13 protein-coding genes are annotated in these 14,461 nt (G+C 57.9%); 9 read left to right on the top strand and 4 right to left on the bottom strand.

Translation table 11 applies throughout. The annotated features are described in order from the left end of the window. Positions 1-190: hypothetical protein (locus LGH70_RS10565; RefSeq protein ID WP_226185305.1), on the bottom strand; the 190-nt coding region annotated here is incomplete at its 3' end. Positions 191-808: 618 nt separating this feature from the next. After that, complete coding sequence (locus LGH70_RS10570) at positions 809-1,825, bottom strand: OmpA/MotB family protein (protein WP_226185306.1); 1,017 nt, start codon at positions 1,823-1,825, stop codon at positions 809-811. 175 nt (positions 1,826-2,000) lie between these two features. Between LGH70_RS10570 and LGH70_RS10575 the strand changes: the two genes are divergently transcribed. The 5 genes from LGH70_RS10575 (at position 2,001) to LGH70_RS10595 (ending at position 7,135) form a co-directional block, all read left to right on the top strand. Beyond that, complete coding sequence (locus LGH70_RS10575; RefSeq protein ID WP_226185308.1) at positions 2,001-3,050, top strand: class I fructose-bisphosphate aldolase; 1,050 nt, start codon at positions 2,001-2,003, stop codon at positions 3,048-3,050. A gap of 152 nt (positions 3,051-3,202) precedes the next feature. After that, the gene (gene accD / locus LGH70_RS10580) at positions 3,203-4,087 is read left to right on the top strand and encodes an acetyl-CoA carboxylase, carboxyltransferase subunit beta (RefSeq protein ID WP_226185311.1); all 885 of its coding nucleotides are present in this window, start codon (positions 3,203-3,205) and stop codon (positions 4,085-4,087) included. A 223-nt stretch (positions 4,088-4,310) separates the two neighbouring features. Continuing rightward, positions 4,311-5,051 (top strand): YiaD family glycine zipper/OmpA-like lipoprotein, encoded by a 741-nt coding sequence (locus LGH70_RS10585; protein ID WP_226185313.1) that lies wholly within the window; start codon positions 4,311-4,313, stop codon positions 5,049-5,051. Between the two features lie 483 nt (positions 5,052-5,534). Continuing rightward, positions 5,535-6,242 carry a YiaD family glycine zipper/OmpA-like lipoprotein gene (locus LGH70_RS10590; protein WP_226185316.1) on the top strand — a complete coding sequence of 236 codons (708 nt, stop codon included), beginning with the start codon at positions 5,535-5,537 and terminating at the stop codon, positions 6,240-6,242. A 134-nt stretch (positions 6,243-6,376) separates the two neighbouring features. Continuing rightward, positions 6,377-7,135, top strand: coding sequence for an endonuclease III domain-containing protein (locus tag LGH70_RS10595; RefSeq protein WP_226185320.1), 759 nt, complete (start codon positions 6,377-6,379; stop codon positions 7,133-7,135). Positions 7,136-7,138: 3 nt separating this feature from the next. Here the strand turns inward: LGH70_RS10595 and LGH70_RS10600 are convergent, their stop codons facing one another. Beyond that, positions 7,139-7,636: a hypothetical protein gene (locus LGH70_RS10600; RefSeq protein WP_226185321.1), complete on the bottom strand. Its 498-nt coding sequence runs from the start codon at positions 7,634-7,636 to the stop codon at positions 7,139-7,141. Between the two features lie 127 nt (positions 7,637-7,763). On the opposite strand from LGH70_RS10600, the gene LGH70_RS10605 reads away from it, so the two are divergent. Beyond that, the gene (locus LGH70_RS10605; protein WP_226185324.1) at positions 7,764-8,747 is read left to right on the top strand and encodes a radical SAM protein; all 984 of its coding nucleotides are present in this window, start codon (positions 7,764-7,766) and stop codon (positions 8,745-8,747) included. Between the two features lie 105 nt (positions 8,748-8,852). Continuing rightward, entirely contained in the window at positions 8,853-9,371 is a 519-nt protein-coding gene (locus LGH70_RS10610) for a gamma carbonic anhydrase family protein (RefSeq protein ID WP_226185326.1), read from the top strand. 77 nt (positions 9,372-9,448) lie between these two features. Here LGH70_RS10610 and LGH70_RS10615 read toward each other — a convergent pair whose 3' ends face one another. Then, positions 9,449-10,777 (bottom strand): hemolysin family protein, encoded by a 1,329-nt coding sequence (locus LGH70_RS10615; RefSeq protein WP_226185328.1) that lies wholly within the window; start codon positions 10,775-10,777, stop codon positions 9,449-9,451. Between the two features lie 227 nt (positions 10,778-11,004). Here LGH70_RS10615 and LGH70_RS10620 point away from each other — a divergent pair, with 227 nt between their 5' ends. Beyond that, the gene (locus LGH70_RS10620) at positions 11,005-13,200 is read left to right on the top strand and encodes a protein-disulfide reductase DsbD family protein (protein ID WP_226185336.1); all 2,196 of its coding nucleotides are present in this window, start codon (positions 11,005-11,007) and stop codon (positions 13,198-13,200) included. Positions 13,201-13,825: 625 nt separating this feature from the next. Beyond that, positions 13,826-14,290 carry an Lrp/AsnC ligand binding domain-containing protein gene (locus LGH70_RS10625; protein WP_226185338.1) on the top strand — a complete coding sequence of 155 codons (465 nt, stop codon included), beginning with the start codon at positions 13,826-13,828 and terminating at the stop codon, positions 14,288-14,290. Positions 14,291-14,461: the final 171 nt, after the last annotated feature.

The raw sequence follows: 14,461 nt of genomic DNA on the forward strand, positions 1-14,461 counted from the left end.
TCTGCTTGCTCAGGTTGAAGCCCACGTAGGAGCTGCTCCACAGGTTGGTGGAGTAAGCCGAGCCAATACCCAACGAGTTCAACGAGCCGTTGGCGTAGGTTTGCTGTTCCTGCTGGGCCTGGGCGGCAGAGGTGGCGCCCATAATGGCGGTGGCAGCGAACAGAAAGCGGAGTAGCGGTTTGCGAAGCATACGAATAGTGAAAATGGGGTTAGATAATACTGGAAAAGCAATGGCAAGAAGCAGGAAGGAGTACCCATCAAAAGTGGACCTCAAGAAGCAGGAAGCGGCAGCCAGGCTCTTGTTTGTTCCGCCCCGGCGTGGCGTGCAGCATAGGTAAGCACCGAAGTAGCCGAGCTGAACTTTATTACACCAACACCCCGATTGGCAGGATAAAAAGGTCGCCGAGCAGCAGCTGAGACTGATAGTGCCAGCAGTAACGACCAGAATACAGGGGCAATAAAAAAACGCCAGCCCGTGGGGCCTGGCGTTGTGGTTTCGTTGGGGGCTTCCTCAACAGCAGTTGCAGCGTGAAGGTCGGGGACTACTCGGTGCTGGCGCGCAGCAAACGTTTGGCAGCGTGGTCATCTGCTAATTCTTATACGCCTGTTCGCCCCCGGAGTGTAGCTGGCCTGGGCCGAGGGCCAACCACCGAGCCCGAGCGGACTAAGCAGAAGCACGAATAGGCGGATTAACAGATACCGTACAGTAAAAATCGGGTAACAAAAACGGGGCAGCCCGCAAGCTGCCCCGTCAGAATATCTGCATTAAAACGCCACGCCGCCGGTTCAAAAGCAACCGGCGGAGAGCCTATTTGCCGGTGGTGGAAGTAGTGGAGTTGCTGTCCAGAATCTTGAGTAGCTCGTTGAGCTTGGGCGTCAGGATGATTTCGGTGCGCCGGTTCAGGGCTTTGTTGCCGGGCGAGTCGTTGGCGGCCACCGGAATGTACTGGCTCCGGCCCGAGGCCGTGATGCGCTGTGGGGCCACGCCGCCGGAGGTGATGAGGCGGGCAATTTCGGTGGCGCGCAGCACGCTCAAGTCCCAGTTGTCCTGCATGGCAGCCGTGGGGCGGCTGAAGGCGACGTTGTCGGTGTGACCTTCCACTACCACGTTCACGTCGGGCTGGTTTTTGAGCACGGCGGCCAGCTGCTTCAGCGCCTCCTGACCTTTGGGGTCCACTTTGGTCGAGCCGGTTTTGAACAAGAGCTGCTCCGACAACGACACGTATACTTTGCCGTCCTTCATCTTCACCTGCAGGTCGGTGCCCTGAAAGCCGCGCAGGGCGTTGCTCACACTGGCCCGCAGGTCATTCACGGCCTTGTCCTTGTCGGCCAGGGCCTGGGTCAGCTCGGCCAGCTTGGCTTCGCGCACTTTTAGGTCGGCGTTCAGCTTGTCGATATCGGCCTTGCTGCGGCGCAGGTTGGTGTCCAGCTCGCCCAGCTCGGCTTCGCGGCGGGCCAGGTCCTTGGCCACTTTGTTATAGTCAGCCGACTTATCGGCCATGGCCCGGTCACTGTTTTTGAGTAGCTTGTCGTAGCTGTCGGTGAGCTGGGTGTAGAGGGAGCGGGTGCGGCGCAGGGCGTTGCCGGTCTGGGCCGAGTCTTCGGTGAGGCGCTTGTTGGTCAGGCGCATTTCGGTCAGCTCATCGGTGGTTTTTTTCAGCTCGGCCACGGCCTGGCGCTGCTGGCGCTCGGCTTCGGCTTTGCCTTGTTCGGTAGCCGTCTGGCGGGCCCGCAGGTCATCATACTTTTTGGAAGCCACGCAGCCGGGCAGCGTCGAGCCGGCCACGACGGCCAGAGCCAGGAGCAGGGAAGAGAATTTTTTCACGCGGGTAGTATCTTGTGAGAAGCACTGAATGGGGCTGGTCAGCAGCGAAGCCGATTCCCCGAAGCAAGGTAGCGAGGCCAGCCCGCATCTGCCAGCCAGGAGCCGGCCGTGGTTTGATTTTCACTTTATATTTGTTCACGTTTTAGCTCTTCCTCTCTCCACCCAACTTCCACCCATGGCTTCTCTTACCCCCCTGAGCGCCGAAACCGAGGCGCTGCTCCAGCACGAGTGCAAAACCATCAGCCGGGACCTGATTCACCAGCCCGGCCCCGATTTTCTGGACCGCTGCTTTGTGCCCAGCAACCGCACGCCGCAGGTGCTGCGCAGCCTGGGCCAGCTCTACAACCACGGCCGCTTGGCCGGCACCGGCTACATGAGCATCCTGCCCGTCGACCAAGGTATTGAGCACACGGCCGGCTCCTCATTCGGGCCCAACCCAATGTACTTCGACCCGGAAAACATTATCAAGCTGGCTGTGGAAGGCGGCTGCAACGCCGTGGCAACCACCTTTGGCACCTTCGGCACAGTGGCCCGCAAATACGCCCACAAGATTCCGTTTCTGGTTAAAATCAACCACAACGAGCTGCTGACTTACCCCAATAAGTTCGACCAGATAATGTTCGGCTCGGTGGAAGAAGCCTGGAACCTGGGTGCCACGGCCGTGGGCGCCACCATCTACTTCGGCTCCGAAGAGTCCAACCGCCAGATTATCGAGGTCAGCCAGGCCTTCGAGCGGGCCCACGAGCTGGGTATGGCCACGGTGCTCTGGTGCTACCTGCGCAACAACGCCTTCAAAACCGCCGACCAAGACTACCACGTGGCCACCGACCTCACGGCCCAGGCCAACCACCTCGGCGTCACTATTCAGGCCGATATCATCAAGCAGAAGCTGCCCGAAAACAACGGCGGCTTCTCGGCCCTGAAGTTTGGCAAAACCCACAAGGCCATGTATGAGAGCCTCTCGTCTGATAACCCCATTGACCTGACGCGCTACCAGGTGGCCAACTGCTACATGGGCCGCATCGGCCTGATCAACTCGGGCGGGGAAAGCAAGGGCGCCACCGACCGGGAAGAAGCCGTGCAGACGGCCATCATCAACAAGCGCGCCGGAGGCCAGGGCCTGATTTCAGGCCGCAAGGCGTTTCAGCGGCCTTTTGCCGAGGGTGTGGAGCTGCTGTACGCTATTCAGGACATTTACCTCGACCAAACCATCACGCTTGCGTAAAAGCCCGCTAAGTCGGCATGCGGGGGCATAGGAAACTACCCCCTGGCTGCCTTACCTTTGCCTGCTACACATTTGCTGAACGTAGACCCGCTGCTGGCTGCCCGCCGCTACGAGTCTTACCTTGCAGCTTCCCACTATTAAGATTGACTTCAATGTCTTGGTTTAAGCGCGTAGAGAAAGGCATCGTCACCCCGACGGAGCAGAAGAAGGAGACGCCCGACGGCCTGTGGTATAAGTGCCCCGAGTGTAAAACGGTGGCCTCCATGGCCGAGCACAAGCGCCTGCTGTATACCTGCGCCAAGTGCAACCACCACGACCGGGTCGACTCGGCCGAATACTTCGAAATCCTGTTCGACAACAACCAGTTCGTGGAGCTGGATGAGAACCTGACTTCCGGCGACCCGCTGCGCTTCGTCGATACCAAAGCGTATCCGCAGCGCCTGGCCGCCACCCAGAAGAGCAGCGGCCTGAAGGATGCCGTGCGCACGGCCCACGGCCGCCTCCACGGCCTCGACCTGGTGGTAGCCTGCATGGACTTCAAATTTATCGGCGGCTCGATGGGCTCGGTGGTAGGAGAGAAAATTGCCCGCGCCATCGATTATGCCCGCCGGAACCGCCTGCCTTTCCTGATGATTTCCAAGTCGGGTGGGGCCCGCATGATGGAAGCCGGCTACTCCCTGATGCAGATGGCCAAGACTTCGGCCAAGCTGGCGCTGCTCTCCGAAGCCGGCCTGCCCTACATTTCCATGCTGACCGACCCCACTACGGGCGGCGTCACCGCTTCCTTCGCCATGCTCGGCGACTTCAACATTGCTGAGCCCGGCGCCCTGATTGGCTTTGCCGGCCCGCGGGTTATCAAGGAGACGATCGGCAAGGACTTGCCCAAGGATTTCCAGAGCTCCGAATTTGTACTGGAGCATGGCTTCCTGGACTTCATCGTGGACCGCAAGGACCTCAAGCAGCGCCTCGCCGATTTGATTACGATGCTGCGCCCTGCGGAAGTAGCTGTGGCTCAGCCCCAGCCAACGCTGCGCTAAAAACACGCGGATTTTCGGCAAGCTTTTTGGAAAAAGCCCGTTCAGCGCATATCTGATGCGCTGAACGGGCTTTTGATTTGCCCGGCAGTAAATTTTCCATCTGTAGTTGAGCTGGGTATAGCCAGCAGCCTATATTTGGCGAACATTTTGCCGGCAAGTCAAGTAAGCACATCCGGACTGGTAAGCAAACCCGCTCTTTTTTCCTTCCACCAATTCTTAACTGATGAAATCTCCCAAATCCCTTCTGGCTCTTTTCATGGCTCTGACCATGTTCCTCGGCTCCTGCGCTTCATCGCAGCCCGCCAGCCAGCCCGATCTTTCGACCAGCAATGGAACCGGCGAGCGTAAAACCGGCATGAGCAAAACGGCCAAAGGTGGCCTCATTGGCGCCGGTGCCGGCGCTGCCGCTGGCGCCGTACTGGGCCGCGTAATTGGCGGCAAGTCGGGTACGGCTGCCGGTGCTATCATCGGTGCTGCCGTGGGCGGCACGGGTGGCGCTCTGATTGGCCGCAAAATGGACAAGCAGGCCGAAGAGCTGCAGCGCGACATGAAGAACGCCCGCGTGGAGCGGGTAGGCGAAGGCATCAAAATCACCTTCGACTCGGGCATTCTGTTTGATACCAACAAATCGGACCTGCGGGCTGCCTCGCAGTCGGAAATCACCAAAATGGCTGAGGTGCTGAAGAAGTACCCCGACACTAACGTCATTGTGGAAGGCCACACCGACAACTCCGGTTCGGATGCCATCAACCAGCCACTGTCGGAGCGCCGGGCCCAGGCTGTGGCCAACTACACCACCTCGCAAGGGGTAGACGCCTCGCGCATCACGACCAAAGGCTATGGCTCGTCGCAGCCCGTGGCCGACAATACTACGGTAGAAGGCAAGCAGGCTAACCGCCGCGTAGAAGTTGCCATCTTCGCCAACGAGAAAATGAAAAAAGCTGCCGAAAACGGCACTCTGTAAGCTGTTGCTTTCTCGCTTTAACAAAAAAAGGTCGCACATGCTATGTGCGGCCTTTTTTTATGTCCGGCTTTCTTTTGGGAGGTAGTTTAATTTAGGATAGACCCAAAAGCAAATGCTTTTTAAATCAATCAGTTAAATAAAAGGGTGCACTAAGGCTTAAAATTAATTTAAAGCAAGTATTCTGAAACAAGGAATTTAGTTGTGAAATACCAGGACCCAGTGGCAGCTTTATACTCGGCACTTTTAGTGGCAATACAGACCATATTTCAGCGTTTATAGAAATAGGCTGGCTTGGAAAAACGGCTTGAAAACTAGCTGAAGAGCTTTTTTTAAATTTTTTCTCTGGCTTACTCACTTTGGCAAGGTGGTTGCAAATTACCTTGCAACAGACAGTCAGACGCGAGATAAAACTTCTCTTGCGGCGGCTGAAAATGAAAAACTCTGCATATTTACATCACACCAAGAACACAAAACCACAAGACAATGAAAACCCTTCGTTCGTATATCGCAATGATGATGGCCGTGTTGCTGCTGGGCACCAACTATGCTCAGGCCCAAACGACGACCACCGAAAAGAAACCCTGGAGCAAAACGGCTAAAGGCGCTATCATTGGTGGCTTGGGTGGTGCTGCCGGTGGTGCCGTGCTGGGCCGCGTAATCGGCGGTAAGTCGGGTACGGCCAAAGGTGCTATCATTGGTGCTGCCGTAGGTGGCGGTGCCGGGGCCCTGATTGGCCGTCGGATGGACAAGCAGGCTGCTGAGTTGAAAAAGGAAATGGCTGGTGCCCGCGTAGAGCGTGTGGGTGAAGGCATCAAAATTACCTTCGATTCGGGCCTGTTGTTCGCCAAGAACTCGGCTGCTCTGACCTCGACGGCTCAAGACAACATTGCTGAGTTGGCCAAGACCCTGATTAAGTACAATGACACCAACGTTATTGTAGAAGGTCACACCGACACCAGCGGTTCGGATGCCATCAACGACCCCCTGTCGCAGCGCCGGGCTCAGTCTGTAGCTAACTACGCGCAGCAGCAAGGTGTAGACGCTTCGCGCTTCACGGTATCGGGTTACGGCTCGAAGCAGCCCGTAGCCGACAACTCGACCGAGGCTGGCCGTATTGCCAACCGCCGGGTGGAAGTTGCCATCTTCGCCAACGAGAAACTGAAGAAAGCTGCCGAGAAAGGCACTATCTAAGCTTCCCGCTACCAACAAAAAAGGCGGCACCTCCGGGTGCCGCTTTTTTTTGTGCCCGCCCGGGAGCTGAAAATAGGCGAGGCGCTAACTGGGGCGATTGTAACCCCAGACTGGTAGCGGCGGTACACGCGTAGATGACCGATGCCTATTCGTTACCGCCCACTGATAAAACCTGGCAGAACCACGTTATTCTGAACCAGTTCTTTGGCCCGCTCGACCCCGCGCCGCGCCGTACGCCCATGCGCGAGCTGATCAGCACGCTACTGTCGCACCGTACTACGCACCGCGACGAGGAGCTGGCTTACGACCGGATGCTGGAGGCTTTCGGCGACTGGGAAGGCGTGCTGGCAGCTCCCACCGCCGACTTGGCCCACGCCATCCGCACTACCCGCTGGCCCGACACGCAGGCGCCCCGGATTCAGGAGATTCTGCGCCGTATCAAAGCCGAGCAGGGCACTTTTACCCTGGACTTCCTGGCGGAGTGGCCCACGGAAAAAGGCCTGGAGTGGCTGACCGCTATGCCTGGCATCGGCCTGAAAACGGCTTCATTGGTACTGCTGTTCAACTATCAGAAGCCCGTGCTGCCCGTCGATACGCACGTGCACCGCGTGGCCCAGCGCGTGGGCATGATTGGGCCGAAAGTATCGGTGGAAAAGGCGCACCAGGTGCTGCTCAGCCAGCTACCCAAAGACGCGCTGGTGCTGCTCAACTTTCATAAGCACAACTACTGGCACGGGCAGCACATCTGCTTTTTTACCAAGCCCGACTGTCCGAATTGTCCGCTGAAAGGCTTCTGCAACTATTACCTGGAGCACTACGGCGCCGCTACCGAAGCAGCACTGGCTGCCACGCCCAAGCAATGGGACGTGGCGCGCGGCACGTTGCAGCACTAACGCTTAGCGCAGCTTGCCCAGGCGTATGTCCAGCGTATCGGCAAACGCGCGTAGGTAGGAGGGAAGGTTGTTTTTCTGGGTGTCAATCAGCCAGTAGCGGCGCTTGCCAGCCTGCGTAACTTCGATATAATAACCGCCGGCGTCGGTGTAATCAGGCATGCCAATGACAGGGTTTCTCTCGTTCACCAGCTCGGCGGGCACTTGCTGAATCAGGTCCTTGACCAGGGTGTAGTCGGCCTGACTGCGGGCTACGTAGGTGCCGTTGTAGGGAGTATCGCCATTGGGATACTGGTCCTGGGTATCTTCGGCCAACGTTTGGTTTTTTGTGTCGAGCCTGTAAATATCAACGCAGGATTCACCTTCGCACTCACCGAAAAAGGAGCCAAAAAGGATAGTGTCCTTATCGAAATCGGGGGAAGTATTCACGTTCTCCTTGCTACAGGCGCTGATTCCCAGCATCGTAAGTGCAAGACCCGGCAGTAATAAAGTAGAGACTTTCATGGGTAAAAGGTAACTATAAGTGGTGTTAGGGGATGAGCAGCCTTAAGTGGAATTGGTTGCATGCCGCCCGCCGCCCCATCTTCCCGACTCGGCTCCCAGCCGGTTACTGCGTACCTTTAGCCTCATTATGCGTCTAGTTCGTCATCCGGTTCTGTGCAATTACTACGTTACCTACCGGTGCAATGCGCGCTGTTCCTTCTGTGATATTTGGGAGAAACCCTCGCCCTACATCCAGCTGGCCGATGTGGAGCAGAACCTGCGGGACCTGAAGCGGCTGGGCGTCAGTGTGGTCGACTTCACGGGTGGGGAGCCGCTGTTGCACCGTCAGATTCACGAGTTTGTGGGGCTGGCCCACGACATGGGTTTTATTACCACCCTGACGACCAACTGCCTACTCTACCCCAAGTACGCGGAAAAGCTGCGCGGCAAAGTCGACATGCTGCACTTCTCGCTCGATGCTTCCGAGAAGGAAGTGCACGACAAAGGCCGCGGCGTGGCCTGCTACGACTTCGTGCTCGAAAGCATCCGGGTGGCCAAGGAGCTGGGTGAGCGGCCCGATATTCTGTTCACCGTCTTCCGCGAGAACCTGCCCGATCTGGAGGCCGTGTACCGCGACATTGCCCAGCCCAACGGCCTGATGCTCATTATTAACCCTGCCTTTGAGTACAACAGCGTCGAAACCGGGGAGCAGCTCAGTGCCGCCGAGCTGGATTACCTGTCGGCTTTCGGCAAAAAGCGGGGCGTGTACCTGAACGAGGCGTTTATTCAGCTGCGCAAGGACGGCGGCAACCACGTGGCGGCGCCGGTGTGCAAAGCAGCCAGCACCACGCTGGTTATTTCGCCCAGCAACGAGCTGGTCGTGCCGTGCTACCACCTGGGCGAGCAAAAATTCCCCATCCAGGGCCGGCTCCACGAGCTGTACCACTCGCCCGAGGTGGGCCGCATGATTGCCCTGGAAGGCCGTCTGCCACAATGTGAGGGCTGCACCATCAACTGCTACATGCAGCCCAGCTTTGCCGTGGAGGTCAACAAATACTTCTGGCAGGCCCTGCCCAGCACGCTGAAATACAACGTGCAGAAAGGCACCTGGAAACGCATGCTGACCCGGTAAGAGGTGAACTGGTGAGCTGGTGAAATAGTGAGTTTGTTGTTCTAACCGTGCAGATTGCGCCATAAGAACGTCAGCTCACCATTCCGCCACCTTACCTCTCCCTCTATGCCCGCTCTGATTCTGCCGGTTCACGGTATTTTGCCCACGCTGGGAGCCAACTGCTTTGTGGCCGAAAATGCCACTATCCTTGGCGACGTGACGCTGGGCGCCGACTGCACCGTGTGGTTCAACGCCGTAATTCGCGGCGACGTGAACAGCATCCGCATCGGCGATAAAACCAATATCCAGGATGGGGCCGTGCTGCACTGCACCTACCAGAAAGCAGCCACGACGGTGGGCTCCCGCGTCAGTATCGGCCACAAAGCCATTGTGCACGGCTGCACTATCGAAGATGACGTGCTCATCGGGATGGGCGCCATTGTGATGGACCAGGCCGTGGTAGGGCGGGGCTGCATTATTGCGGCCGGGGCCGTGGTGCTGGAAAACACCCAGTGCGAACCGGGCTACCTGTACGCCGGCATTCCGGCCCGCAAAATCAAGCCCGTGACCGACGAGCAGCGCGCCAACCTGAGCCGCACGGCCGACAACTATGTGCTCTACGCCAGCTGGCTGAAGCCGGAGTAGCACTGGCATGGAGCAAACGAAAAGGCCCGACTGCGTACCAATCGGGCCTTTTCAGTTTGCTTAGTCGTCTTTACAAGCTACAGACTCATTGCTTCGTCGGTGGCCTCGCGCTCCTCGCGAGTCGTGACGCGCAGCTGCACCAGCTCTACGGCGCGCTTGGAGCGCTGAAGCACCCGGAACTCGTAATTGTCGAGCACGGCCACGTCGCCGACTTCCGGAATGTTGCCGTAGATAACGTTGAGCAGACCACCCACCGTTTCGTAGTCGTCGCCTTCGGGCAGGGGAAAGGGCAGGTACTCGTTGGCGTCGGAGATGGGCGTGGAGGTGTTGACGCGGTAATCCGTTTCTGACACCTTCTCCACCACCGGCACCTCGTTATCGTACTCGTCCTGGATTTCGCCGACCAGCTCCTCCATGATGTCCTCGATGGTCACGATGCCCGACACGCCGCCGAATTCGTCTGAGACGATGGCCATGTGCGTGTGCTTGCGCTGAAACTGGCGTAGCAGCCGGTTTATCTTCTTGGTTTCGGGCACGAAGTAGGCCGGACGCATAATCTTCGACAAGACGATGGGCTCGTTGCGGCGAATAATCTGCAGCAAGTCCTTCACGTAGAGCACGCCCACGATGTTGTCGATGTTGTCTTCAAACACCGGAATGCGCGAATAGCCTTCGTTGTACACGATTTCGAGTACGGCATCCTGGGCCGTATTCACGTCGATGGCCGAGAGCTTGGTGCGGGGTACCATGATCTGCTTCACCATCCGGTCGTTGAACTCAAACACGTTTTCGATCAGCTCGTGCTCCGAGTCCTGAATCTCGCCGCTCTGCTTGCTTTGGTCCAGCAGCAGGCGCAGCTCCTCCGAGGTGTGTACTTCGGTGCCGTGGGTAGCGGTGCCGCCAAACAAGCCGGCTACCATGTTCGAAAGCCAGTCGAGCAGCCAGATCAGGGGAAAGGTAACAAAGGCGAAGGCCCGCAGGGGAATGGCAATGGCCATCGAGGTGGTTTCGGGCTTCTGAATGGCCAGCACCTTGGGCGCCTGCTCGCCCAGCACGATGTGGAGCACCGTAATCAGGGTGAACGACGTGGCCAGCGCAATTTTGTGCACGGTCGCGTCGGAGAGGGTAATGCCGAACTGGTGAATGATGGCCAGCACGACTTCCGCCACCACGCTTTCCCCAATCCAGCCCAGAGCCAGCGAGGCCAAGGTAATGCCCAGCTGGGTAGCCGATAAGTAGAAGTTCAAATCGTGCAGCATGCTTTGCACGAGCTTGGCCAGGCGGTTGCCGCCCTGCGCTTTAATCTCGATTTGGGAGATGCGGACTTTGACGAAGGCAAACTCTGCCGCCACAAAAAAGCCGTTCAGCAACACAAGCAGAACGGTAAAAAGGATATTTAAGGCCATAGATCCGGGGGTCGGGCTCACGCGGCCCAGCTCCCTTGGTATCACAAAAGTACGAGATTCTGTCCAAGCGGTTCCGGCCCAGTTGCTATTCGGGCCCGGCGGTGGGCGCCAAACCCCAATACCGGCCGCCTCGCCGCCGGGCCCAAGCAGCCTTGATAACAAGATTGTGACACTTCCTGCCGTACTTTGTTTATTCTCCAACGTTGTCGTTGCCCTAACTCTGCTTCATGCTTTTTAGTAAAAAAATAGTGCTGCCGCTCTGGTTTCTGCTGCTCTGGGTGGGCAGCGCCACTGCTCAGGTCCTTACGCCGGCCAAGCTCAGCACTGCCCTTAGCCAGCCCACCGCCAAAGTAGGAGAGGAGCTAGAGGTAATTGTGAATGCCCGCATCGAAAACACCTGGCACCTCTACGCCACCGACTTCGACCCCGACCTGGGCCCCACGGTGTTTGCGTTCAGCTTTGCCAAAAGCCCGGCCTACGTACTGGTGGGCAAGCCCAAGTCAATCGGCGCGAAAAAGGCGTTTGACGAGGTGTTTAAGGGAGACGTTACCTACTTCGAAAAAACCGGCCAGATCCGCCAGCGCATCCGGGTGCTACAGCCCGGCCCGCTTACCATCACGGCCGAGGTGGAATACCAAAGCTGCACCGACGTCGACGGCCGCTGTATTCCCGGCAATGAAACCCTGAGCTTCGGCCCCATCGAGGTAACGGGCACGGCCAGCACAGCTCCGGCGGCAGCCGCGCCGGCTATTTCCGCCACCCCGCCCGCCGCCGTTGCCGGGCCTGCCACAACTCCTGCAGCTACCGCCGCACCCGATCCGGCAGTTCCGGCCAGCACCGACAGCGCTACTACCGCTTCTGCTGTGCCCGAAACTGTAGCGTCGGCCCAGGCTAGCTCAGCCGCGCCAGGTGCCACGCTGGCGGCGGCCACCGACGCCCAGCCGGCCGGCACCACTCTGAGCCTGTGGAAGTACCTGCTGCTGGCTTTCGGAGCCGGTCTGGTTGCCGTACTCATGCCCTGCGTGTACCCGATGCTACCCATGACGGTTTCGTACTTCACCAATAACAGCCGGAGCCGGGGCGAGGCCATCAGCAAAGCCCTGGTGTACGGCCTGTCGATTATCAGCATCTACACCGGTGTCGGGGTGGTGGTCAGCCTGCTGTTTGGCGCCGATGCGGCCAACGTTATCAGCTCCCACTGGCTACCCAATCTGCTGTCCTTCGTGATATTTTTGGTGTTCGGCATGTCGTTTCTGGGCATGTTCGAAATCAACGCGCCCAGCAGCCTGGTTAACAAAGTGGATGCCCAGGCCGATAAAGGCGGCTGGTCGGGGTTGTTTTTCATGGCAGCCACGCTGGTGCTCGTTTCATTTTCCTGCACCGTACCCATTGTGGGCTCGGTGGCCATAGCCGCCGCCAACGGCGAACTGCTGCGCCCCACGCTGGGCATGCTGGCCTTTTCCACGGCCTTTGCCTTGCCTTTCGTACTGTTTGCGCTGTTCCCCACCTGGCTGAAATCCATGCCGCGCTCCGGGGGCTGGCTCAATACGCTTAAAGTCGTGCTGGGCTTCGTGGAGCTGGCCATGGCTTTCAAGTTTCTGAGCTCAGCCGATTTATCTTACCACTGGGGCCTGTTGCCGCGGCCAATTTTCCTGGCCATCTGGATAGTGCTGGCCGGCTTGCTGGGCCTGTATCTGCTGGGTAAGATCCGGCTGCCCCACGACAGTGAAAGTACCCGCGTGAGCGTGCCCCATCTGCTGCTGGCGGCCGTGGCTCTGTCGTTTATGGTCTACATGGTGCCTGGCTTGTTTGGAGCGCCGCTCAATGGTCTCTCGGCGCTGGCCCCACCCGCTACCCGCCAGGATTTTGCCTGGCAGAACCCGGCTCCGGCCGCTTCTACTGCTGGTGTCGGCACCGAGCTATGCAGCACGCCGCGCTTCGCCGACCAGCTGGAGCTGCCGCACAACCTGACGGGCTACTTCACGCTGCAGGAGGCTCTGGCCTGTGCCCGCCAGCAAAATAAGCCCGTGTTCGTCGACTTCACGGGGCACAACTGCGGCAACTGCCGCGTGATGGAAGCCTCCGTGTGGAGCGACTCCCGCGTGCTGAAGCACCTGCAGGACGACTTTATTATTGTGGCCCTCTACGCCGATGACAAGACGGAGCTGCCGGCCAGCCAGTGGTATACTTCGGCCCGTGACCAGCGCGTCAAGAAAACATTGGGGGAGCAAAACCTGGACTTTCAGATCAGCCGCTTCAACATGAATGCCCAGCCCTACTACGTGCTGCTCGACCCGGCCAGCACTATGGAAAAGCCGGTTTTGCTGGCTCCGGCCGTAGCCTATGAGTCGGACGTTAATAAGTTTATTCAGTTTTTGGAAACCGGCCTTGCCCGCCACCGTCAGCCGGTAGCGCAGCGGTAGGCCCAGTGGCCCCACCCCGTACTACAGAGTTGTATTGGTACCCGGGTCACCCGCAAAAAGCCGGCATCTTAACCCGTCTTACGACGCGGTTGTCGCGCCCGTTCTTGAAGCCAAGCCCGACCATAAGAACCCTGCCGCAATACGCATGGCAACGGGGTTTTTATGGTCGGGCTACTTACTTGTAGGGTTTTTTAGTTTTCTTTGCACCCGATTAGAGCACGAGAGTCCAGCATACAATGCTTCTGTAACAGCCTGTTAAACACAGAAAAGGCTGCACCCACCCAGATGCAGCCTCTTGAATGAGGACGTACCCACCCAGATACGTCCCGGTTTTTCCCTCCTCACATTATCCAACTAATCAGCTGTAGAAGAAGGGTTCGAACCTCCACGGTGTAGTTAGCCGGCCGCCGGACCAGTTTCTCCCAGTTCACCACCCCCGAGAGAGGGGGGCATGTCTGCCAATTTCATCATTCTACAATAGGCCAACACCTTCTGCGTTGGATTGTAACAAATTTAGTGTTTGGGTTGAATAAATAAAATAATGGCAGGCTTATGGCGTAAAATTTACATAGTTTTTATAATTAATCAACAAGGTTTGCGAAATAGGCAATCAACCCGCTGAAAAATGGCCCGTAATTACGAACTTGACGACACCGACCGCAAGATATTGTCTCTTCTTATCGAAGATGCTAAGATTCCCTACACCGAAATTGCTCGTAAAGTGCATGTTTCCGGGGGCACAGTACACGTGCGTATGGCTCGACTCGAGGAGTTGGGCATTGTGAAAGGCGCAACCTTAAAGATTGATTACCAGAAGCTGGGGTATGGCGTAAGCGCGTTTCTGGGCATCTACCTGCTCAAAAGCTCCGTCTACGCCAGCGTCGTTGAGCAGCTGCGGGAAATACCCGAAGTAGTCAGCATTCACTTCACCACCGGGGCTTACGGCGTGTTTGCCCGCCTCGTGTGCCGCGACACCCAGCACCTGCGCGACGTGCTCCACGACCGGGTGCAGCTCATCGACGGCATTGAGCGTACCGAAACGCTGATTTCCCTGGAGGAAAACCTGAACCGCGCTATTCAGCTCGATTAGCTTATTACCCAGGCGGCTTTGCTTGAAGGGCAGTCAACCAGACGTATTTCTGGCTGACTGCCCTTTTACGCATTGCAGCATATTGGGCCAGTGCCTGTGGCGGCAACGCAGCCCTCTACGAACTTTGGATGCCCGGCCGGCACTTCTGTATTTTTCCTGGAAACTGTGTTA

Origin of the sequence: Hymenobacter nitidus (genome assembly GCF_020447315.1) — a bacterium.
GTDB classification, from domain to species: domain Bacteria; phylum Bacteroidota; class Bacteroidia; order Cytophagales; family Hymenobacteraceae; genus Hymenobacter; species Hymenobacter nitidus.

Bases quoted from the DNA above. Each gene is read 5' to 3' on its own strand.
- LGH70_RS10625 (WP_226185338.1), top strand. From the start codon at position 13,826: ATGGCCCGTAATTACGAACTTGACGACACCGACCGCAAGATATTGTCT.
- LGH70_RS10610 (WP_226185326.1), top strand. From the start codon at position 8,853: ATGCCCGCTCTGATTCTGCCGGTTCACGGTATTTTGCCCACGCTGGGA.
- LGH70_RS10620 (WP_226185336.1), top strand. From the start codon at position 11,005: ATGCTTTTTAGTAAAAAAATAGTGCTGCCGCTCTGGTTTCTGCTGCTC.
- LGH70_RS10585 (WP_226185313.1), top strand. From the start codon at position 4,311: ATGAAATCTCCCAAATCCCTTCTGGCTCTTTTCATGGCTCTGACCATG.
- LGH70_RS10575 (WP_226185308.1), top strand. From the start codon at position 2,001: ATGGCTTCTCTTACCCCCCTGAGCGCCGAAACCGAGGCGCTGCTCCAG.
- accD (WP_226185311.1), top strand. From the start codon at position 3,203: ATGTCTTGGTTTAAGCGCGTAGAGAAAGGCATCGTCACCCCGACGGAG.
- LGH70_RS10605 (WP_226185324.1), top strand. From the start codon at position 7,764: ATGCGTCTAGTTCGTCATCCGGTTCTGTGCAATTACTACGTTACCTAC.
- LGH70_RS10590 (WP_226185316.1), top strand. From the start codon at position 5,535: ATGAAAACCCTTCGTTCGTATATCGCAATGATGATGGCCGTGTTGCTG.
- LGH70_RS10615 (WP_226185328.1), bottom strand. From the start codon at position 10,777: ATGGCCTTAAATATCCTTTTTACCGTTCTGCTTGTGTTGCTGAACGGC.
- LGH70_RS10600 (WP_226185321.1), bottom strand. From the start codon at position 7,636: ATGAAAGTCTCTACTTTATTACTGCCGGGTCTTGCACTTACGATGCTG.
- LGH70_RS10595 (WP_226185320.1), top strand. From the start codon at position 6,377: ATGACCGATGCCTATTCGTTACCGCCCACTGATAAAACCTGGCAGAAC.